The sequence below is a fragment of the Nitrospira lenta genome, from assembly GCF_900403705.1.
In the GTDB taxonomy this organism is placed as follows: domain Bacteria; phylum Nitrospirota; class Nitrospiria; order Nitrospirales; family Nitrospiraceae; genus Nitrospira_D; species Nitrospira_D lenta.
In genome coordinates this window covers 309,895-330,111 of sequence record NZ_OUNR01000001.1, presented here as the reverse complement: position 1 = coordinate 330,111, position 20,217 = coordinate 309,895, and the positions used below count along the sequence as shown (strand labels likewise).

Annotated in this window: 15 protein-coding genes; 5 read left to right on the top strand and 10 right to left on the bottom strand. The window is 59.2% G+C overall.

The annotated features are described in order from the left end of the window. Positions 1 to 102 precede the first annotated feature (102 nt). On the top strand, positions 103 to 2,742 hold the full coding sequence (locus tag NITLEN_RS01545; RefSeq protein ID WP_181416573.1) for a CBS domain-containing protein: 2,640 nt from the start codon (positions 103 to 105) through the stop codon (positions 2,740 to 2,742). Positions 2,743 to 2,756: 14 nt separating this feature from the next. Here the strand turns inward: NITLEN_RS01545 and NITLEN_RS01540 are convergent, their stop codons facing one another. Further along, a complete protein-coding gene (locus NITLEN_RS01540; protein ID WP_121987819.1) occupies positions 2,757 to 3,437 on the bottom strand; it encodes a DUF6573 family protein in 681 nt (226 codons plus the stop codon). Between the two features lie 90 nt (positions 3,438 to 3,527). Here NITLEN_RS01540 and NITLEN_RS01535 point away from each other — a divergent pair, with 90 nt between their 5' ends. Then, on the top strand, positions 3,528 to 4,166 hold the full coding sequence (locus NITLEN_RS01535; RefSeq protein ID WP_121987818.1) for a DnaJ domain-containing protein: 639 nt from the start codon (positions 3,528 to 3,530) through the stop codon (positions 4,164 to 4,166). Between the two features lie 42 nt (positions 4,167 to 4,208). On the opposite strand, the gene NITLEN_RS01530 is transcribed toward NITLEN_RS01535, so the two are convergent. From NITLEN_RS01530 to NITLEN_RS01520, 3 genes are read right to left on the bottom strand one after another with little or no spacing between them, the layout of a single operon-like run. Next, complete coding sequence (locus NITLEN_RS01530) at positions 4,209 to 5,417, bottom strand: metal-dependent hydrolase family protein (protein WP_121987817.1); 1,209 nt, start codon at positions 5,415 to 5,417, stop codon at positions 4,209 to 4,211. A gap of 4 nt (positions 5,418 to 5,421) precedes the next feature. Then, positions 5,422 to 6,015 (bottom strand): Tll0287-like domain-containing protein, encoded by a 594-nt coding sequence (locus NITLEN_RS01525; protein WP_121987816.1) that lies wholly within the window; start codon positions 6,013 to 6,015, stop codon positions 5,422 to 5,424. Positions 6,016 to 6,017: 2 nt separating this feature from the next. After that, positions 6,018 to 7,211: a pyridoxal-phosphate-dependent aminotransferase family protein gene (locus tag NITLEN_RS01520; protein WP_121987815.1), complete on the bottom strand. Its 1,194-nt coding sequence runs from the start codon at positions 7,209 to 7,211 to the stop codon at positions 6,018 to 6,020. A 279-nt stretch (positions 7,212 to 7,490) separates the two neighbouring features. Between NITLEN_RS01520 and NITLEN_RS01515 the strand changes: the two genes are divergently transcribed. Next, the gene (locus NITLEN_RS01515) at positions 7,491 to 8,987 is read left to right on the top strand and encodes a CPBP family intramembrane glutamic endopeptidase (protein WP_121987814.1); all 1,497 of its coding nucleotides are present in this window, start codon (positions 7,491 to 7,493) and stop codon (positions 8,985 to 8,987) included. A gap of 251 nt (positions 8,988 to 9,238) precedes the next feature. Continuing rightward, a complete protein-coding gene (locus NITLEN_RS01510; protein WP_181416572.1) occupies positions 9,239 to 10,960 on the top strand; it encodes an alginate O-acetyltransferase AlgX-related protein in 1,722 nt (573 codons plus the stop codon). 59 nt (positions 10,961 to 11,019) lie between these two features. On the opposite strand, the gene NITLEN_RS01505 is transcribed toward NITLEN_RS01510, so the two are convergent. Beyond that, entirely contained in the window at positions 11,020 to 11,838 is an 819-nt protein-coding gene (locus NITLEN_RS01505; protein ID WP_146216062.1) for a Rossmann-fold NAD(P)-binding domain-containing protein, read from the bottom strand. Positions 11,839 to 12,000: 162 nt separating this feature from the next. On the opposite strand from NITLEN_RS01505, the gene NITLEN_RS01500 reads away from it, so the two are divergent. Continuing rightward, positions 12,001 to 13,125 (top strand): lactonase family protein, encoded by a 1,125-nt coding sequence (locus NITLEN_RS01500; RefSeq protein WP_121987811.1) that lies wholly within the window; start codon positions 12,001 to 12,003, stop codon positions 13,123 to 13,125. Between the two features lie 154 nt (positions 13,126 to 13,279). Here the strand turns inward: NITLEN_RS01500 and NITLEN_RS01495 are convergent, their stop codons facing one another. The 5 genes from NITLEN_RS01495 to NITLEN_RS01470 are packed head-to-tail and all read right to left on the bottom strand — an operon-like array spanning position 13,280 to position 20,043. After that, positions 13,280 to 17,476 carry a response regulator gene (locus NITLEN_RS01495; protein ID WP_121987810.1) on the bottom strand — a complete coding sequence of 1,399 codons (4,197 nt, stop codon included), beginning with the start codon at positions 17,474 to 17,476 and terminating at the stop codon, positions 13,280 to 13,282. 12 nt (positions 17,477 to 17,488) lie between these two features. Then, positions 17,489 to 18,280 (bottom strand): type IV pilin protein, encoded by a 792-nt coding sequence (locus NITLEN_RS18515; protein ID WP_281267740.1) that lies wholly within the window; start codon positions 18,278 to 18,280, stop codon positions 17,489 to 17,491. Between the two features lie 4 nt (positions 18,281 to 18,284). Beyond that, positions 18,285 to 18,992 (bottom strand): methyl-accepting chemotaxis protein, encoded by a 708-nt coding sequence (locus NITLEN_RS01480; protein ID WP_121987809.1) that lies wholly within the window; start codon positions 18,990 to 18,992, stop codon positions 18,285 to 18,287. A 2-nt stretch (positions 18,993 to 18,994) separates the two neighbouring features. Beyond that, a complete protein-coding gene (locus NITLEN_RS01475; protein WP_181416571.1) occupies positions 18,995 to 19,600 on the bottom strand; it encodes a HAMP domain-containing protein in 606 nt (201 codons plus the stop codon). 59 nt (positions 19,601 to 19,659) lie between these two features. Continuing rightward, positions 19,660 to 20,043: a hypothetical protein gene (locus tag NITLEN_RS01470; protein WP_146216060.1), complete on the bottom strand. Its 384-nt coding sequence runs from the start codon at positions 20,041 to 20,043 to the stop codon at positions 19,660 to 19,662. Between the last annotated feature and the right edge of the window lie 174 nt (positions 20,044 to 20,217).

Genomic DNA, 20,217 nt, shown 5'->3' with positions numbered 1-20,217 from the left:
ATGTGAGTAAGGAGCGCGCAATGACCGCATCAAACCCGCGGAAAGGTACGCCCTCGCATTTCACGAGGTCATCGACCCTGCTAGAATGCGGGGATGGACGTCGTGACGACTCACCACAACGCGGACTTCGACGGGCTGGCGTCAATGGTTGCCGTGCGCAAGTTGTACCCCAATGCACGGCTGGTCCTGTCCGGCGGGGCGCAGAAATCCGTGCACGCATTTCTCCTGGCGCACGATCTGAATCTCACCAAGCTTAAAGATCTCGATCTTGCACAAGTGACGAAGTTGATTCTGGTCGATACCCACGACCCCGATCGTATCGGCCCATTCAAACAGTGCTGGCTGGATCCGAAGGTCGAGGTGCAGGTCTTCGATCATCATGGAGCAGACCCCAGCGGGAGCGGGGCTTCGGCAATCGGGAAATCCATCGCGCAGGTTATTGAGACGGTCGGGGCTACGGCGACCATGCTGATTGAGCGGGTGCGAGAGGCGGGCGTTCCGCTCACATCGGAGGAAGCGACCGTATTGGCGCTTGGCCTCTACGATGAAACCGGGTCATTCACGTATTCCTCAACCACGTCGCGCGATCTGCAGGCTGCGGCCTTTCTCATCGATGCCGGAGCCGATCTGAAGCTCATCGAGCAGACGCTGCATCAGCCGCTTGATCCGAATATTGTCGCGTTGTTGAACGATTTGCTACAGCACAGTGAAGTGCACTATCTGGAGGGCCGAAAGGTGCTCGTGGCGACCAGCACCTGCGATCGCGGGCGCGTGGAAGCGGCCGAGGCTGTGCATCAGCTGGCCGAGCTTGAAGGCGTAGACGCGGTCGTGGTGGCCGTGGTGAACGAAGAGCACGTGGAAGTGATCGGACGCAGCCGTACGCCGGAGATCGATGTCGGATGGATCGCGCAGGAGTTCGGCGGGGGCGGCCACGCAGTGGCGGCGGCTGCGATCGTCAAAGGGCAGACGCTCACAGAGGTGAAGGAACGGCTCATACACTTGCTGACGCAGCGGTATCGACCGACGTTGTTAGCGAAAGATGTCATGACCAAGCCGGTCAAGACGATCAGCGGAGAGACTACGGTCAGCGAGACGGAACGGCGAATGACACACTATGGCGTGAATGTTCTACCGGTGTTGGACGGCAAAGATCGGTATGCCGGGTTAGTCAGTCGGGAGGAGATACAGAAGGCGCTGTTTCATCGATTGGGCAAGATCCCGACGGCCGATATTCTCCAATCGGATCAGTTCGCGGCTCATTCAGACACGGACTTCCATACGATCAAACAAGCGATGCTGGAGCGGAATCAGCGATTCGTGCCGATTCTTGAGGGCACGAGAGTTGTCGGAGTCATTACGCGGACAGATCTGCTCAGGGCCTGGCACGACGATGTGTTGCCTTCCGTAAAGATTCGTCCAAAAGTCATGGATCCAAGCGGTGTGCCGAGGCTGGTGCATCATCGTGATCTCAAACGGCAACTGCAAGAGAAGTTACCGCCGCGCCTCTTTACGCTGATTCAAGAAGCCGGACAGTTGGCAGACCGGCTGGATTTGCCGCTCTATGTGGTGGGTGGCTGCGTGCGGGATCTGTTGCTGGGGATCGAAAATCTCGATCTCGATCTAGTCGTCGAAGGCGACGGGATCGCGTTTGCGCGCAAACTGGCGGCGGAACAGTTGGGGCGCGTCAAGGCGCATGACCGATTCGGCACGGCGGTGATCGTGTTGCCGGATGGTCTCAAGCTCGATGTGGCCACGGCTCGAACCGAGTACTACGAGTATCCGACTGCACTTCCCACCGTCGAGCAAAGTTCGATCAAGAAAGATCTGTATCGCCGTGATTTTACGATCAACGCCCTGGCGGTTCGTCTGAATGGCCGAGGATTCGGGGAGGTGCTCGATTTTTACGGCGGCCAGCGGGATCTGAAGAATCAGGCTATCCGTGTTCTCCACAGCCTCAGTTTTGTCGAAGATCCCACTCGCGTATTTCGGGCGGTCCGCTTTGAGACCAGATTCGGATTTCATCTTGGGAAAGACACGCTGGCGCTGGCGAAGGCCGCCGTCAAGATGGCGCTCTTCCAGAAGCTATCCGGCCACCGGCTATTGGAAGAATTAAAAGCGCTTTGTTCGGAGCGGGAGCCGAAGTCTGGATTGAAGCGATTGGCGGAACTCGATCTGTTGCGATTCATCCATCCGAAGCTCAGCTGGACTCCACGGCTGGAGAAGTTGCTGTTTGCCGTCGAAGAAACACTCGATTGGTATCGGCTGCTCTATCTGGATCGGAAGCTGGAGGCCTGGTTGGTCTATATGATGGCGATCGCAGCGGTCCTGCCCGATCGTGGCGTGACGGATTTGTTGAAACGGTTTCCCTTCAGTGAGCGTGAAGCCACGACATTGAAGGCCCTGCGTGGAGGAGCCCATCGTCTCCTGCGGCAACTTAGCAAGCAGCCGCCGTTGAAGCCGTCCGGGGTTTGCCGAATTTTAGAGGGAGCGCAGGATGAGGCGCTGGTGGCCATCATGGCCCAGAGTCCGTCCGATCGGGTGAAGCGGCTGGTGTCGGCGTATCTCACGGCCTGGCGGCAGGCTGTGCCCCGGCTCACCGGGAAGGATCTTCAATCCATGGGGATCAAGCCGGGACCGATCTATGGCACGGTGCTCACCCAACTTCGTGACGCGCACCTGGATGGCCTCGTCAAGACAGAGGCGGAAGAGCGAGCGTTCATCGAGAAACTCCTCCGCCGGTGACCGTCGAACCGCATTTAGTTCGACGGTGTAATCGTGAGCGAGACTTCGTTCGGCAGCAACAGGGTCACGTTGGCTTGGTTCCCGCTATCCGGCTGAATGATGGCAAACAAGGGGACCGGTTGCGGTACCGTGCTCGGTGGCATGGCCAAGAGCGCCGGGAAATCGATCAACGGCGAGACGGTCGCAAGACTCGCGAGCCGCAGCCTGAACGCCATCAAGATGTCGCGCAGCCGTCCGGTTTGCTCCTCCTGAGAGAGCGAGTGATTCGTGACAATTCCGAGATCCCATAACGGCTTGGTGATGGTGACTGGAAACGTGAGCCCGAGTTCCTTGGCCGTCGGCGTGACATCGATCAATATTCCAGACTGAATCGCTTCCTGCCGATCCCTGATGGTCGGAACATTCGATTCAGCGGTGGTGTCTGCTGCTGCGTCCTCCGGCTTCGAGTCCGTGTCGGAGAGCGGTGCGTGCTCAACGTGTGAAACCGCGGGCAGCGTCGCCTCTAGCTCAGCGAGCACGGCATCGACTTCCGGAAGTGCTGGGACGGCGTCTTTCGGCAAGGCATTCACAATGCCGTCATAGACGGTCCGCGCAGAGGCCGACCACGATGCGTTAAACGGGCGCCCGGCGAAGGCGGCGTCCGCAGCCTTTTTTTCATCGTTCGTCAGTGTTTTTGGAGTGGTGTTGTTTGTCATGGTGTGAAGATAAGCCGGATGATTTGAAGGTCAAGGGGGGGAGGGGCGGTAAGGTGAAGCCCGGGGAAGGGGCGTGCTATAGTTTCGCGCATGGCGCAAATGGACTATTACCGCGTGCTGGGTGTCTCCCGTGAGGCGTCCGATGAGGAGATCAAGAAGGCCTACCGCAAGCTGGTCTTTCAGCATCATCCTGACCGGAACCCCGATGCCAAAGATGCCGAGGCGAAAATCCGCGAGATCAACGCGGCCTATGAGATCGTCGGCGATACGGAGAAACGACGCAGCTATGACCGGCTCTATTGGGGTGACGAACCCCGCGCAGACTATGTGGATCTGTCGGCCATTCTCCATGAGATGGAGCAGAAGCTGTTCGATGAGGGACGAAAAGAACTGTTCGCGCTGCTGGTGAAGAATGTGGCTAGAGTCAAAGCCGAGTTGGCTCTTCTGCGCGAGCGGACCGTGGCGGCGCAGGGGTATGACACATTCAAAGAGGATCTGGTCGCAGAGCGGGGTGCGGAAGTGATGGATGATTTTCTCACCGAAGAGATGGAAGCCCGCAAGGGGAGACTCGTCGAAGTGGCCGCCGAGATGATGGTGTCGCAAGGAGTAGTGAAGAAAAGCGACGAAGGCGGGTTTCGCTCATTGCGAGGACAGCTGGAGGACAGCTTCCGAAAAGGCCGCATTCACGGATATGCTTCGGCCTTGGAGCTCTTCTACGAAAGACGGTAAACGTACAAGCCCTGACTCCTCATTCGGGTCACTGCGTACGGCTTACGTTTTTGCCAGCGGTCCCGCCACGAATTTTCCCGCCTGCATCACGCCCATGATTCTGCTGCGGTCCCGCAGGTACTCAATCCGCTTGAGCGGGTTGCCCTCCACAATCACCAGGTCCGCCTGCCGGCCTCGCATCAGGGTGCCCACCGTGTCATGAATGCCGATCAAGCGCGCGGCAGCCGCGGTTGAGGCGAGAATCGCTTCCATCGGGCTCATGCCGAACGCCACCATCCGCTCCAGTTCCTGCGCATTGTCTCCGTGGTAATTGAAGGGGGTTCCGGCATCGGTGCCCATGGCAATGCAGAGTCCGCTCTGATGGGCTTTCTTGAAGCTCGCTTGATGGCGTTTGGTCATCGCCTTGGCCTTGTCGAGCGCGCTGACGGGAATGCCGCAGCCTGGGCGTCCCGCCGCAGTAGTGGAAAGCGCCGAGAGCGTCGGAACCATGTAAACCCCGTGCGTTTTCATCAGCTCGCCGGCCTCGTCATCGAGCAGCGTGGCATGTTCGATGGAGTGGACGCCGGCGCGAATCGCGTTTTTCATGCCGGAGGATCCGTGTGCGTGGGCGGCCACTTTCTTCTGTGCTCGGCGAGCGGTCGCGACCGCGGCCGTGAGTTCGTCCAGGGTCATCTGCGCCTGATCCGGCGAGGTGCCGGGAGTGAGGACGCCGCCGGAAGCGATGACTTTAATCACGCCGGCTCCGGCCGCCAGTTGTGCGTCGACGGCGCGCTGGACTTGTTCGACCCCTTCGACTTCCTGACCGATGAAGCGGGCATGGCCGCCGATCATGCAGATCGCGAGCCCGGCGCCGACAATGCGAGGACCCGGCATGACTCCCTGGTCGATGGCGTGCTTCAGGACAAAGATAGAGTGGTCGCGAGAGCCGACATCGCGAACGGTGGTGAAGCCCGCCTCCAGCGTCTGCTGTGCGTGGCGCGCCGATTTCAACAGTGTCAAGGATGGCGCATCCGATTCGACCGTGGCGACGACGTCCGGCTCTCCTCCCAGACAGAGGTGCACGTGACAATCGATCAAGCCGGGCATGACCGTCAGGCCGCGGCCGTTGATTTTGGTCACGCCTTTCGGGATCGTCATGGTGCGGCTCGACCCCGTGGCGACGATCTTACTGCCGCGGATCAGCACGGTGGCGCGTTCGATCATGTACCCGGTTCCGTCAATGAGGCGAACATGCTGAATGGCAATGGCCATGGGATTATTCTCCGACGGGGAAGGTAATCACGATGCCGCCCATCACATCGTTCAATTTAAAATCTCGGCGTGGGCTGTTGGAGTGCTGGTTGTGGCAATCGACGCAGGCTTGCGAGCCGGCGCGGTCGGCATAAATGGCTTGGAAGTAGCGCGTGCCGCCTTTGGTGATGTAGCCGTAGTGCGGTTTATCGGGGTCCTTGTCCACCGCGGCGAGGCCGAGGCGTTCAAAGTCGCTGTTGGGGCCGTTCCAGACGTAGATCGGCGTGAGGCTGGCCAGGCGGAACGAAAACTTCAGGTCTTTCATCGCCACCAGCCGGCCGGATTCCATCAGATACTGGGCGGGCAACGCGACGCCGCGTTCGTCCTTCCAATGTTCGTGCGCCTGAATCCCTTCTTTCTGCAGTTTCACCACGACGTTATCCGTATAGTTATTGCGGTTGGCTTCGAGCAGCGCTTGGATAAACGCCGCCACCTTTTCTGCCGACACCATGTCCGTCTTCATGGAATTGGCCATGGTCAGCTTGAAGACCCAGAAAAAGGTGACGCTCATCAACGCGAAGACGACGGCTCCTAGCACCACTAAGAGAGAACGGCTCATGTTCAGTACTCCTTTTGCCCAGTTCGGCTATAGACTCGTGCGGCAGCGTGCAGTGCGATCCCCGGTGTGGAGAGCCAGCCGAATTGGATTAACATTTCCTCAAGGGCGTTGAGGAACGTCAACACGTTTGCTTCCGTGCTGGACTCTCCCATCAGTCCGATACGCCACACTTTGCCTTTGAGCGGGCCCAGCCCCCCGCCGATTTCAAGGCCGTAGATCTGGAGCAGCTGTCGGCGAATCGCGGCTTCATCGATATGCGGAGGGAGTGTCACGCAGGTCAACATCGGGAGCCGATGCTCCGCCGGGGGAAGCGGCAAGAACTCCAGTTCCATCAGTCCGGCGACTAGGGCCTCGCTGTTGAGCCGATGTCGCGCAACGCGGGCGGGGAGTCCTTCCTCTTCCACCAGTCGCAGCGCTTCGCGCAGTGCGTAGATCATCGATATCGGCGCGGTGTGATGATAGGCGCGTGATTCTTCGGCCCAGTATTCTGCGACCAGGGCCATATCCAGATACCAGCTTTGACAGGGAGTGCGATGGCCTTTGATGGCGGACAGGGCTCGCGGACTTATTGTGAGCGGCGCCAGTCCCGGCGGGCAGCTCAGGCATTTCTGCGTCGCGCTGTAACACACATCAATTCCCAGACGATCGACATCGACGGGAATGCCGCCGAGCGAGGTGACGGCATCGACGATCAGCAGCGCATTGTGATCCCGGCATAGCGAGCCGATGGCTTCAAGCGGTTGGCACGCGCCGGTTGATGTTTCTGCATGGACCAGTACGACGGCCTTCACCGGTCCTGACCGGCGCAAGGCCGACTCAATCATTTCCGTGGGAATGACTTGGCCCCAGGGTATCTCCAGCCGGATCGCTTTGCCGCCGCATCGTTCGATGACCGTGGCGAGGCGCGTGCCGAAGACGCCGTTTACCCCGACGACTACGGCATCGCCTGGTTCGACCATGTTGACGATGGCCGCTTCCATCCCGGCTGATCCGGTTCCAGACACGGCGATGGTGAAGGGGTTCGCGGTGGCGAAGACAAATCGGAGCAAGTGCTGCACATCAGTCATGACCCCGAGGAAGGCGGGATCGAGATGCCCGAGCAACGGCGCGGCAAGGGCCTGCAGGACACGGGGGTGCACCATGCTGGGACCGGGGCCGAGCAACAGGCGCTGGGGAGGAACAAAGTCGCGCATCATGCCGAAGTCTCCGAACGGTTTTGCGGGGCTAGTATAGCCAAGTCCGGAGTGAGAGGCCACGTGATAGTGGCGGGATTGTGGCCTCGTGCTGACAGGCTGTTCAGACGGGTCGTTCAGCCAGGCCGCAGCGAGTGAAGAGGCGAGGCGTACGTTCCGGTACGTCGAGCCTCTGAATGAAGCGAGAACGCCGCTGGCGGGCTTTCTCAACAGCCTGGGGGGGAGGATCTAGCCATTTCGAGGGATAGGTGCCTGCGAGGGGCCGATGGTATAGTCACCCCTATGTTTGATGCACGTAGGCAAGTGGGCGGCCAGGTGGGGCTTGCCGTGACGGGACGAGACGAGACGGCGTCGCCATTCAATGGGCCCGATCGCCCGCGTTTTTCGTTCGGGGTCAGTCTGTTTGCTGCGATGCTGCTCATCACGGCCTTGGGTACGCTGCTCTGGCTGTCTTCCAATACATCCAGACTTGATCGATTTGAGGATCCTGAGCGGGCGCTGGATCTGATGGTCAGCCGGACGATGGAAGCGCAGGACGGCTTGCTGCTTGCGCCGGACTGGCAACAGCGAGTGACAGAGTGGACGGCCGGCAGCAATGATGTCGAGCGGGCGCAAGCGATTCAGTGGTACCAAGAACTTGTGGCGGCGACCGCCTCGCCGGCAGCGAAATTGCGATTGGCGATTCTGCAAGCCGAGTCCGGGCGCCCATTGGATGCGCTGGCGGCGGCCAATATCTGGGCGGGTGAGGATGCGCCACTGCCCCTCTATGCCGCGTTCATCGAGGCCGCGTATGGTGAGGGTTCACTTACGCGCGAACGCGAAATGGAGTTGCAGTCCGCCTTGGCTGAAGTCCTTCCGTCCGGGTGGTTTTACAATCATCTCGCGGCAGCCTTGGCTGAGCGGGCGGGTGATGTGGATTTGGGTGCGACGGTGCGTGAGCAGATGCGTGCCCGTGCGGCGCGGATTCAAGGGGTGTCCCAACTGCTCACGGGCCTGGAACTGCTGGGATGGATCGGCGGATCGCTCCTGTTGTTGCGATTCGTCTGGTTGAGGATTCGACGGGACGACGGCCTACGCTTGCATCAGCCCGGGGTGCCGCCACCCTGGCCGGGAGGCATCGGCACGGCGGTGCTCTTGCGAGGCGGCGCACTCGGCGCGGTGCTCTCGCTGGCGTTTATTTCAATAGCACCGTTAGAGAATGTCTCGCTGCGCGCCGTGGCGATTCCGGTAGCGAATTTGCCGTTGTTGGGGATGGCCTATTACTACCTGCTCAGGCCGTCAGGATTGAATCTCGTCACTGGGTTCGGTTTACACATTCAGTGGCGGCAGATCGGGCGGCTGGCGAGTGTGGTGCTTGCGGTAGTCGCGGCCGGCCTGTGGGGCGAGTGGGTGATGGGGCAGGTGGCGGAGTCGTTACATCTGGCGAACCACTGGACGGAATGGTTCGACCCCGATCTCGTCTGGGGCTCGGGCTCGGTATTGACCGTCAGCTTGCTGGAGTATGTGGTCTTTGCGCCCATTTTCGAAGAGCTGGCATTTCGCGGGATCTTGTATGCGATCTTGCGGCGGCGGCTGAATCCGTTGCCGGCGGCCCTCATCAGCGCCGGCATCTTTGCCCTGGCGCATGGGTACGGCCTCATCGGTTTTATCAGCGTGTTGTGGAGCGGCGTGCTCTGGGCCTGGTTGTATGAGCGAACCGGCAGCTTGCTCCCCGGCATGATCGCGCATGCGACGAATAATCTGCTGGTGTGTCTGGCCGTGATGACTCTGCTTCGCTAGAATCGGGTTAGTATTTTCCGGTGCTGAACCGCCATCTCCGCCATGCGAGCTCAGAAGGAAAGCGTGCGGGCCGTATGGATAGGGAAGGCAGGGAATATTCTTTCTAAGTATCAATTCTAAGCTGTTTCAAAGTACGGAGAGGGGGGTGACAGGACAGAAATAGGCCTGCTATCGTACTCATTCTGGAGTGGTGCATCGGAGAGTTGACCGCTTCCGGCTCGATGGGTGAAAGGACACGACACGTTACGCCTATGACTGTTACTTCAAGATCCCGCATCAAACGAACCATCCTCTTCATCACCGCCGCGCTCTTTGTTGGAGGGGTGGTCATTGCATTTAAGTCAGGGTTATCGACCGCTGCGCCGGATGCACGGCATCTGTTCAGTATTCTGGGTACATCGTACTTCCTCGCATGGGGCGCCTACGCGCTGCTCTCGCATGTCTCTCGGGATGAAATCAGAAGCCAATTCGTATTGATGACTCTGTCTCTCGTGGCAGCGCTTCTTTTAGCCGAAGTTCCTGTCTGGCTGAATCTCATCGACTATAGAAAGACCTTTGTGTCCACCAGCTTTCTTCCGTGGGAGCGGCCCAATTATGTTCCGGATCGGGAGCTGTTATCGCTTCCGCGTCCTGGGTCAACCGTGAAGACGGTGTTCGGCCGGGGCAACATCGGCGAAAGCATCTGCCTTCCCGTCCGGCCGGCCGAACCCTTCGACGTCAAGTATGACAAGAATGGCTTCCGGAACGAACAGGATTTGGCAGAGGCTGCGGTCGTGGTGATCGGTGATTCGTATATCGAGTCTCCGATGATGCCTGGTCCGGTTCTCGCGACAACTCGATTGGCTGAGTTGTACGGAGGAACCGTTGCTAACCTCGGGCAATCCGGCTACGGCCCTCAGCAGGAACTGGTGGTGTTGAAGCGCTATGCGCTTACTCTTCGCGCAAAGTGGATCGTGTGGGTCTTTTACGAAGGCAATGATCTTGTAGATGCCCAAAGGTACGAAGAGCGGGTGTCTGTTCTGAACGGCATGTGGAATTCGATGAATTTGGCCTGGGACCGTTCGTTCGTTCTCAATAGCCTCATGGCACTTGCGCGATGGACTCACGGGTGTGTGCCGAATCAGCGGATCGCAGGGAATTATGGTCTGATTGATGGAGGAGATGGTCACGAAGAACGTGTCTATTTCCTAGATCACACGTCATCCATTGTGCCGACAGGACAGGAATTGAAGGCGTTACAAACAACCGCGAATTCTCTCAAAGAGGCCTATGAATTGGCTCGGAGCGAGGGCGCAGGCTTTATGGTCGCATTTGCTCCGACCAAGTTCAGGGTGTACCACGACATTGCCCGTTTTGACGGAAACGCTCAGGGGGATCTGAAATGGTGGGTGCTGAACGATTTGCCGGAACGGCTCCATCGTCTGGTCTCAGATATTTCTCCAGACATCCGATATGTCGACCTTACGCCCGCACTGTCCGCTGCGGCAAAGACAAAACAGTTGGTCTTTATTCCTGACGATACCCATTGGACCAGCGATGGCCATCGAGTAGTGGCTGAGACGCTGCACGCTGCCCTCACCGACGCGGGGCAGGAGCCACCTGCACGTGATGAGCGCGGGACACAGGCGAAGGCCGGCGGCACCGTGGACATCGCCAAGGGTGCCCTGATGGTGCGGAATAAGGACGGGACGATTCGCTATTGGAGCGATCGTGCAAGCGAATTGTACGGATGGGATAAGAGGAGTGCACTGGGGAAGGTGTCCCACCAGCTTCTCCATACCGTCTTTCCCGTTTCGCTGCAGCAGATTGAAACAGAACTCTTGGCAAGAGGGTTTTGGGAGGGGCGCCTGGTTCATGAGCGCCGCGACGGGACGAAAGTCACGGTCTTCAGTCGCTGGGAGCTTCAGCAAGATGCTGAGTCAAAGGACCAATCCGTCACGATCGTAGAAATCAACAGGAAGTTACCGGTCTAACCGTGTGCGTTCGCCGGACCGGTCAATGCGCCCGCTGCGACCCCGCCGCGCCGGCGGGTTTATCGGTCTGGAGATGCGAGCTCGCGAAGCGAGCGGAAGAGATCGGCGTGGGTCAAGCGCAGTTCGAGGTCTCGAAGGAGTTTAGTGGAGTCGATTCGCTTTCCCGTCTCTTTACCCGCCTCTGTCTGTGCGGTTGTGTCAGCGGGGCTTCGAGCTACAGGACCCATCATTGTCTCGCAGATATCTTTCCACGTGCGGGGCTGCCCGTCGCTGACATTGTAGGCCTCGCCGGGGTTTCCTCGTTCCACGGCGGCAAGGCAGATGGCCGCGAGGTCTTCGACCTGAATCAGGTTGACGTATTTGCGTGTCGGTCCGACGCGGCCTGTTCTGATCCAGTCGAGGGGATGCCGCCCTGGCCCATAAATCCCGGCGACGCGGAGCACGACGGCGCCATGTTCCTGGCGGAGGTACTCTTCACCTTGCACGCGCGGCTGACGGAGATCGATCGGAGCGGTCTCATCGATCCAGGGCGGCGGATACTCCTGCGCGTCTCCCTGGGTATAGGCGGAGGTGCTGCCGAGGAGTACCATCCGACGGTCCAAGCCGCGTAGTGACGCGGCGAATTGCTGGACAAGATTGAGTGGCGTTGCGGGAAAGCACCAGAGGAGATCGGCCTCGCGTGGGATATTCGCCCACGTGTCCGGCTGGGACAAATCAAACCGCAGACGCTGGGCCGTCGGGATATGGCTGAGATGCTGCTCCGGTGCACGGCTGGTGGCAAAGACGTTCGGTGCACGATCGGCAACGAGCGGCCACAGAAAACGGGCGGTGTAGCCTGAGCCGAGTATGACGAGGGGGGCAAGAGGTTGCTGTTGCACGATGAAACACTCCGTCTGATTTTTCCTACAATCTGACAGCGCACAGCCGGCAAAGTCCATTGAAAATATGCGCAGGTCGATTGGCATTAGTGTTCCATAGTGCTATAGGTAGGGAGAGCCGTTGATTGAATCAACAGGCATTGGCGCGTAAGGAGATTTACCATGAAGAAACCATTGTCGATCGTGACTGCGCTGGCGGGACTCGCTCTTCTCACCGGCTGTCCAAGCGACGGCGGCGGCCCAGGAGGCAATTTCACCCTGGGCGGGTCGAGTGCTTCAGCTATCGCATATGTAGCCAATCAAGGGACCAACGATGTCTCGGCGTACACGTTCAACAGCACGACAGGTGTATTAACGGCGGTGGCAGGGGCTCCATTTTCAGCCGGGACAAGTCCCAGTGCTGTTGCGGTGTCTTCAAATGGCTCGTTTGTGTATGTGGCGAACTCGGGAGCCAACACCCTTTCAGGATTTACAGTGAATAGCACAACAGGGGCACTCACAGCTGTCGCCGGATCTCCGTTCGCCGCCGGAACTACTCCCAGTGCTGTTACGGTGTCTCCGAATAACGCCTTTGCATTTGTCGCAAACCAAGGGACCAACAATGTATCGGCCTATTCGATTAACAGTTCAACCGGGGTATTGTCCGGGGTTGCCGGGTCCCCCTTCGCAGCGGGAACTAATCCGGCCGCAGTAGCAGTCTCTCCGAACAGTTCATTCGCTTACGTGGCGAATGGAGGAGGGGGTGTTTCAGCCTATACGATCAATTCAACTACGGGAGTCCTCTCGGCGGTAGCGGGATCTCCCTTTACGGCAGGAACCAATTCAAGTGCCGTTGCCGTAAGTCCCAACGGATTATTCGCGCTCGCGACAAATCTGGGATCCAACGACATTTCGGTCTATTCGATTAACGGATCGACGGGTGCCCTGTCCGCAGTGGCCGGATCGCCGTTCTCTGTAGGGACGAGTCCGACCGGCGTGGTCGTGTCACCGAACGGGTCTTTTGTGTATGTGGCTAACCAGGGATCCAACAATGTCTCAGCCTTTACGATCAATAACACGACCGGCGCATTAACGGCCGTCGCTGGGTCGCCCTTCTCAGCGGGTACGGGCCCGGCTGGAGTGACGGTTTCCCCCAATGGATCGTTCCTGTATGTAGCAAACGGGGGATCCAGCAACGTATCCGCATTTACCATCAACAGTTCAACTGGCGTTCTTGCCGTGGTCGCCGGGTCACCATTCAGCGCAGGTACGACTCCCTCTGGAATAGCGACGCCTGGGAGGCCGTAGCGTGAGCCAATCCAATAGGGTCCCCTGGCATGGGGTGGTAAGATTTCACGCCATGCCACTGTCTTCCTTTCATCCCCTCATCGCGGAATAGTTCCTGACGCAGGCCGAGCAGCCGTGCGGTAGTAACGACAAAGGGTTGGATCTGCAGCCCTGGCTATGCCGCTCTCTTTTCGAGTTCGGCTTGAAACACCTGACAGGCGTGGGTAAAGGCGGTTTCGAGTGGATCGAGCAACGGCTCGGTACCCTTGACCGATCCTTGACGACTGATTGCTTCGATCTGCTGGCACAGGTCTGACAGCAAGACTGCTCCGAGCACGGCACTGCGTGATTTCAAGCTGTGCGCGGCTTCGTTGACACGTTGGGCTTCTCCGTCGGCGACCCCCTGACGAACCTGGTCGACGAGTTGCTGCGAGTCTGTCAGATAGATTGTGAGGATTTTGGCGAGCATGTCCGGCTTGCCGGGGCGTTGCAGCGCGGTAATTGAGTTCCATGCTGCCTGGTCGACGGTCGGGGGAGCGGCTTGTTCGGTATCTGCCGGCGGAACATCTGCTGTCTGCGTGGACTGGATTTGGGCAGGGATCTCAGCAGTCGTGCTCTGCGCCAGCCACGCGGTCACCATCTGCTGCAGCTGTTCCATGGTGAAGGGTTTGGACAAGTAGTCGCTCATGCCGGATGTCAGGCAGTGGGCGCGATCTCCGGGTGTCGCATGGGCTGTCAGTGCAATGATAGGAATAGGTTGTCTCGACGGGCCGCTGTCCAGTTCGCTTTCCCAAGTCCGTATAAGGCGTGTGGCCTCGAACCCATCCATGTCAGGCATCTGACAATCCATGAAGATGATGTCGTAGCGAGTCGTCTTCACGCAATCGACCACCTCTCGGCCGTTCTGCGCGACGGTAACGGAGCAACCCAGGTTTTCGAGCATCAGCGTCGCGATCTCTTGATTGATAGGATTGTCCTCGCCCAACAAGACCGTGCCGGCTAGGTGGGGCTTTGAGGGCGGTGCCGGTGGCAATAACGCGGCTGGCAGCGGGTTCCTCCCGAGGAGCTCCAGGAGCGCTGCATGGAGCGCGTCGTATCGGAGCGGTTTGGTGACAAAGGGAATCCCGCCGAACACCGGGTCTTGTTCGACATCGGCCCGGCGGGTAAAGGACACGAGCCTAAGCAGGCCGGCATCCGCGAGGGCCGAATCAGACCGAAGATCCTGCATCACTTGAAGATCGGTCATATCCGCGAACGTTTCATCGATGAGCGCAATGACTTGTCCGCCTTCCGTTGCCAGTCCATCCATTACCTGCTCCAGAAACTCCGCGCCGGTATCCGCTGTTCGTGGTGCGAGGCCCCAGCTGGATAGGTATTGCGTCAGAAGCTGCCGGGTAGCAGGGTGACTCACGGCGGCGCAAATCCGGACCCCTGCGAGCGCCGGATCAGACACGCGTGCGGCGCTGGGCTCGGTTTGTAGCGGCAGGGGAAGCGTGACCCGAAACGTGCTGCCTTGTCCCATTTGGCTATGGACATCAATGGCGCCGCCCATCAATTGGCTGAGCTGTTTGCAAATGCTGAGTCCCAGGCCAGTGCCCCCATGGACCCTGGTCGAGGACCCATCCACTTGAGAAAATGATTGGAAGAGCCTCGCCTGGCCTTCGGAGCTGATGCCGGTCCCTGTGTCGGTGACGGCGATGCGAACGATCGCCGGCCCGGCTTCATGTGGCGCCGGCGCGTCTACGGTGAGGTGTACACGCACATCGCCCTGCTGGGTGAACTTGATGGCATTCCCAAGGAGATTCGTCAGGATCTGGCGAATGCGAATGGGGTCGCCGATGACGGCGGTAGGGGCCGATGGATCATACTCCGCCAGCAGCTGGAGCCCTTTTCGCTGCGCGCGCTCGGCCAACTGTTCCGTCGTGCGTTCAATCAGGTCGCGGAGATCAAGGGGAGCCGGCTGGATTTCCAGTTTTCCGGCTTCGATCTTCGAAAAATCGAGAATATCGTTGATGAGTGCCAGCAAGGTGTCGCCGGAGTTGTGAATGGTCTCTACATAGTGGCGCTGTGTAGCGGAGAGGGATGTTCGGGCCAGTATTTCCGTCATGCCGATCACGCCGTTCATCGGTGTCCGGATCTCATGGCTCATGTTGGCGAGGAATTCCGCTTTGGCTTTGGTTGCATCTTCGGCTGCGAGTTTGGCGATGGCCAGAGCTTCTTCGGCCTCGCGGCGGCGAGCGGCTTCCAGCACCAGGGTCATGAAGTTTCCCAGCGCTTGCGCAAACTGCTGTTCGTCAACGGCCCATTCTCTTGGCGGTCCCACATGTTCGACCGTCACCACTCCGGCTAAGCCGGTCCTGGTATGAAACGGGGCGTCCATCCGTGAGCTGACGCCACGCGGCGCGCGCACCCCGGCCGACAGCTCGCGAAAAGATGCATCCTGGCTCGCAGGCGGAGCCGTGAGGACCTGCCCGCGCTGGAGTTTCTCGAAATAGTCAGGATATCGCGAAAGGGACAGTGTGTGTTCCGGCCCATGACGGTCCGTGGACCGTTGATAACTGTCAAGGCAGTAGAGTCGGCGGTGGCCTTCTTCAAAGATCCACACCCTGGTCCGTTCTACTCCGAGGGCCTGGGCTGCCGTCGTCGTGACCAGTCGGGCCGCGTCGGCCAGAGAACCGTCAAAGACCGTCCGGTCTTTGACGAGATTCAGCGTGGCACTCTGCTGATGCCGCAGCCGTTCTTCTTTCGTCTCCAGTGACAGGTTCTCGGCTTGTAACACGGTGGCCCGCTCCTCGGCTTCGTGTTGCGCCTCGACGGCTCCGACGAGCTCCATCTGTGCGCGCACGCGCGCTTCGATCGCGCGGTTATTGGCGAGGGCCACCGCCACTTGGTCGGCCAGCCTGCGGGCAGCGGCGATATCATCGGGGGACGGGGATTTCCCCAAGCGATAGGCCAGCACCAGTGCGCCACTCACGAGATGGTTCACGATGATGGGAAAGGCCGCAAAGCTGGCGAGCTGAAGCGGGACCATCGCTGTCACGTACCCGGGTAGTGGGGCGGACGACGACAGCAATACATGGTGCGGGTGTCGCTGGAGCTGGTCGAGCTCTGTCTGTGAAAACTGACAGAGCGACTCGGTGAATTCACTCTTGGATCGGGAGTGCAGATGCCGCACGGACATCATCGTTGGTCCGGGCTGGCCGGATTCCATCAAGGCCATCCCGATGGCGTCACAGGCAACGGTTTCGGAGATTCGGGACTGCACGAGCCGCGTCATCGCGGTGGGCTCATGACTGGAGAGGATGGCGTGGCTGATGGCTGAGAGGGTTTCCAGCACATGAAACTGTCGGCTCAATTGGCCAGTCATGCGATTGAAGGACGCGGCCAGGTCTTCGAATTCGTCTCCGCTGTTGACGGTGACATGCGTGGTAAAGTCCCCGCCGGCGAGGCGCGTCGTGCCTTCTTGCAGGAGCGTCACCGGCTGCAGGCTTCGGCGAATGTGCGAGAGGCTGAGCAGCACCACGACACTCAACGCGGAGGCGATGACCATGAGGAAGGTGTGCCGGAACTGATCGACCGGGGCCAGGGCAGACGCTCTCGTTTGGCTCAGTGCAATGATCCAGGGGTCTGCAAGAAAGATGTATCGCAGGGGCACCGTCCAGGCGCCTGCGACGTAGTCGCGTTCACCTGAGTGCCAGACGAACGCTTCCGTCATGGGGGTGGTCAGGTCCTGTCGTTGGAGAGCCGGAAGCTCGATCCGTTCCTGAAAGGTTGAGTAGAGGATTCGTTGGTCATGGTCTTCAACGACCAGGTCGGTTTCTGCCGGCAGCATGTCTCTCGACTGCATGTCCCAGAGCAGAGTTTCATTGATCGAGGCCGAGAGGAGCCCTGCCTCCCATCGATCCGGATTGACGGCGCGAGCCAGAACAATGTCTCGAAGGTTGTTGGCGGCAGGTTGAAACAGGAGCAGCGTTTTTCCTGCCTTGAGATGGCTCACCTGCTTCTCGTTCAGCTGGTGGTGCGACGGGCTATCAGGTCTCAGCAGGCGGAGTTCGCGGAACCGAGGCCCCAGCTCCTGTACCGAGGCGGTGAGTATCGAGTCCTCTGTGACGGGTTCGTCCTGCGGCAGTCCGCCGGCGAGGCGGTCGAGATCCGCCTTGAGTGTCAGGAGATGATTGTAGAGCACCATCCCCTGAGACTTGCTTTCCTGTTGAAGCCGGATCGAGGATTGTGCCATCAACTGGTCGGTGACTTGCCGGTAGGACACCCAGCCAAGGATCGATGTCGGAACCAGAGCGCAGAGTACGAAGAGCCCCACCATGCGGCGGGCGATGCGACTCTGGAGCAGGGACGTGGAGAACAATGTCTTCATGATTCCGACGAATTAGAAGTAGGTCGCGAGGCCGTAGAATCCGCCATCGCTGGCGCGAATAATGTCATCGTGACTCTTCAGCGCGGTGAGAGGGGCGACGGTTTGTCCATCCCGTCCCATGCTGTAAATATCGAAATCGGAGTTGATCGGAACCAGAAAGCGATCCTTGCGCGCTCCTCCGACTCCGCCGCAGGGTGGGCCGCCGCCACCTCCGGCCCCACCGCCTCCAGGCCCACCGCTTCCAGCTCCGCTTGCGCCACTCCCGCTGCTGCCACCTCCGCTCGCACTGCTTCCGCTTCCGCCCTTCGCAACGAGCTGGACTAACGCCTGGGTGTGGGTCGTTCCGACCGTGAGGAGCACGAGTCCTTCATGGGGAGAGGAAGGGGTGGTGGCCGGAATAATTTGTCTGTCAGGTCCATGGTCTGGAAGATCGGGCTGGTGGAAGTGGCTAATGGTGACGGAGCCGCAATTGATTCGGTAGTACTGATAGGGATGTCCCCATGGATCAAGCAATGTGCTCCGGCCAATTTGAGCCAAGGTGTTGGGGTACTGCTCCGTCGAAAGAGCAAACCCCTGCACCTCTTTAGCTAGGCCGTGAAGTTCGGCGATGGTCCTTGCAATTCTGGCTTTATAGAGAAAGTCCGTGTAGGTCGGTACGGCGAGGGAAGCCAGAATGCCGGTGATTGCCACCGCAATCATGAGCTCGATCAGCGTGAAGCCGCCGGCGGTGCACCAGGCGTCAGGCCCCGTTGGTCGGGCTGCCTGATCGGTGCGTTGACGGAGCTTGTGTGTACGGTAGTCCACTCGCCTATCCTGTATGTGTTTTAAACCAGTCGAGCGACTCTTTTAGGCTCGCCAGATCCTGTTCGGTCTGTTGAACGAGTGTGGTGAAAATCGGATTGCGCTCACGGGCAACGGTTTCTTTAAGCCGTTCGACGTCGAGTGCCAGAGTTGTCTGTGCCTGTTTGGTGGCGCTGACTCTGGCCTGGAGCTGTGCCGTCATCCGGTTCAAGAGGTCGGCTTCAGGCGTCAGGTAGTCGTGCGGGCGAAGGATCGCTCTGCGGGACAGGTTACCCTCGCCGATCTCTTGGTAGAGCTGCTTGAATCGATCGAGAGGGCCGGCGATGCGATGCACCATCCGCAGGGAGTGCAGGCAGTGGAGGACCAATAGGGATCCAGCCCCAAGGGCCCATGGCCAATATCGGGCGTGCAAATTGAGCAGGTCGGTTGCGACGGCGGCGCGTTCTTGCCAGGAGAGCGCAGGGTTGTCGAGGGCTTGCATGAAGGGTCTGAATACGGGAACGGCCAACAGCAGTGCGATCATCGTCGTATAGGAGAGCACGAGGCTGAGCATGCGAACTTGAAGCGGGTGCATGAAGGTCAGCCGATGTTTTTGTGCGCGAAGGTCCTGTGCTTTGGATTGGTGATGGCGCGAGGGCGGATGAGCCAGTGAAGAAACTGGTGGCGTCTGGGTGAACGGCGTCGGGTTGCTCGAAGCGGGAAGCAGTGGACTCATGGTTACGCCGCCTTCAACCTAGTCGGTGGATCCACGGTGATCGGATTCACAAACTCGAGGGGTAGTTGAGAGGGCAATGGCGGAGTCTCCTGCGATTTGAATGCGGCGACACAAAGCTGAAGTCGGGCGATGTCCGTTCCCAGAGTTTGGAGAGCGGCGTTGAGTTCGGCTGACGACTGTTGCTGGATCGGCCTGACGATACCCTCATAGGTTTGTGTAACGAGCAGTCCCTGCCGATGCAGCCGTTCGATATTCTGCTCAAGATAGTCGAGCATGGCGTTGAAGTCCTGCGCTTCCCGATGGAGATAATCGTGCTTCCGCAATCTGGCGCGTTGGTGAAGGTGTCCGGCTCCGATGGATCGGAAGAGGGTGGCAAATCGATAGAGAGGGCCGGCGATGCGGTGCATGAAATACAGCGAGTGAAGGAGCAACCCGAGGAACGTCACAAGCAGCCAGGGCCACACCCGCGTGTTCAACTCCAGAATCTGGGTCGCGATCTGGGCACGTTCTTCCCAGGAGACCGTGGGAGCATCAAGCGGTTGCGCCATCGGGAGGAAGATCACGCCATAGAGCACGATCAAGAGGCACGAGAAATACACCAGCGTCATGGCGACGCACCAATACTGAATAGGATGCACGAACAGCTGTCTTCGTGTGAAGGAGGGGATCACGACTCCACCATGGTTCTGGTCCAGATGAGATGCGATTGATTTTTGAAGGTGATGGTCCGGTCATGAGAATCGTAGAAGAACACGAGCGTCTGCTCCTCTTTGTGAGAGTTGCCATAGACGAGTGTATAAAGGATGCGATGTCCATCGGGGACGGCTTCTAGCCGACGCACCGCTTGAGCATCGAGATGATCCCACCCTGCACTGAATATGACGGCGTGTTTGGTCATCACCAGCATGCTGTCCGCATATCCTTGCGCAACCGTATGCCATGTGCCGATCAATTCCTCAGGGCATGATACGGCCGGTCCTCCCGTCGCCATCATGGCGATGAGCCCTATGATGAGGCCAAAGGTCAGGAGGAGGAGCATTGACGAGCGCATGGCGGTCCGCGGTTCAGTGGAGTTGCCAGAGGTTGTGGTCGGTAGGGTCATATGCCTCGTCATCTGTGAGGGCCATTGAGGCAGGGTTGTTCATGCCGCCAGCCGGATCTGTTCGCTATCTCTATCGGTCTATTGGTGTGATGACTGTACATCGTTGAGAGATCGACTACGCAG

Bases quoted from the DNA above. Each gene is read 5' to 3' on its own strand.
- NITLEN_RS01540 (WP_121987819.1), bottom strand. From the start codon at position 3,437: ATGACAAACAACACCACTCCAAAAACACTGACGAACGATGAAAAAAAG.
- NITLEN_RS01535 (WP_121987818.1), top strand. From the start codon at position 3,528: ATGGCGCAAATGGACTATTACCGCGTGCTGGGTGTCTCCCGTGAGGCG.
- NITLEN_RS01530 (WP_121987817.1), bottom strand. From the start codon at position 5,417: ATGGCCATTGCCATTCAGCATGTTCGCCTCATTGACGGAACCGGGTAC.
- NITLEN_RS01525 (WP_121987816.1), bottom strand. From the start codon at position 6,015: ATGAGCCGTTCTCTCTTAGTGGTGCTAGGAGCCGTCGTCTTCGCGTTG.
- NITLEN_RS01520 (WP_121987815.1), bottom strand. From the start codon at position 7,211: ATGATGCGCGACTTTGTTCCTCCCCAGCGCCTGTTGCTCGGCCCCGGT.
- NITLEN_RS01515 (WP_121987814.1), top strand. From the start codon at position 7,491: ATGTTTGATGCACGTAGGCAAGTGGGCGGCCAGGTGGGGCTTGCCGTG.
- NITLEN_RS01510 (WP_181416572.1), top strand. From the start codon at position 9,239: ATGACTGTTACTTCAAGATCCCGCATCAAACGAACCATCCTCTTCATC.
- NITLEN_RS01500 (WP_121987811.1), top strand. From the start codon at position 12,001: ATGAAGAAACCATTGTCGATCGTGACTGCGCTGGCGGGACTCGCTCTT.
- NITLEN_RS01495 (WP_121987810.1), bottom strand. From the start codon at position 17,476: ATGAAGACATTGTTCTCCACGTCCCTGCTCCAGAGTCGCATCGCCCGC.
- NITLEN_RS01480 (WP_121987809.1), bottom strand. From the start codon at position 18,992: ATGAGTCCACTGCTTCCCGCTTCGAGCAACCCGACGCCGTTCACCCAG.
- NITLEN_RS01475 (WP_181416571.1), bottom strand. From the start codon at position 19,600: ATGACGCTGGTGTATTTCTCGTGCCTCTTGATCGTGCTCTATGGCGTG.
- NITLEN_RS01470 (WP_146216060.1), bottom strand. From the start codon at position 20,043: ATGCGCTCGTCAATGCTCCTCCTCCTGACCTTTGGCCTCATCATAGGG.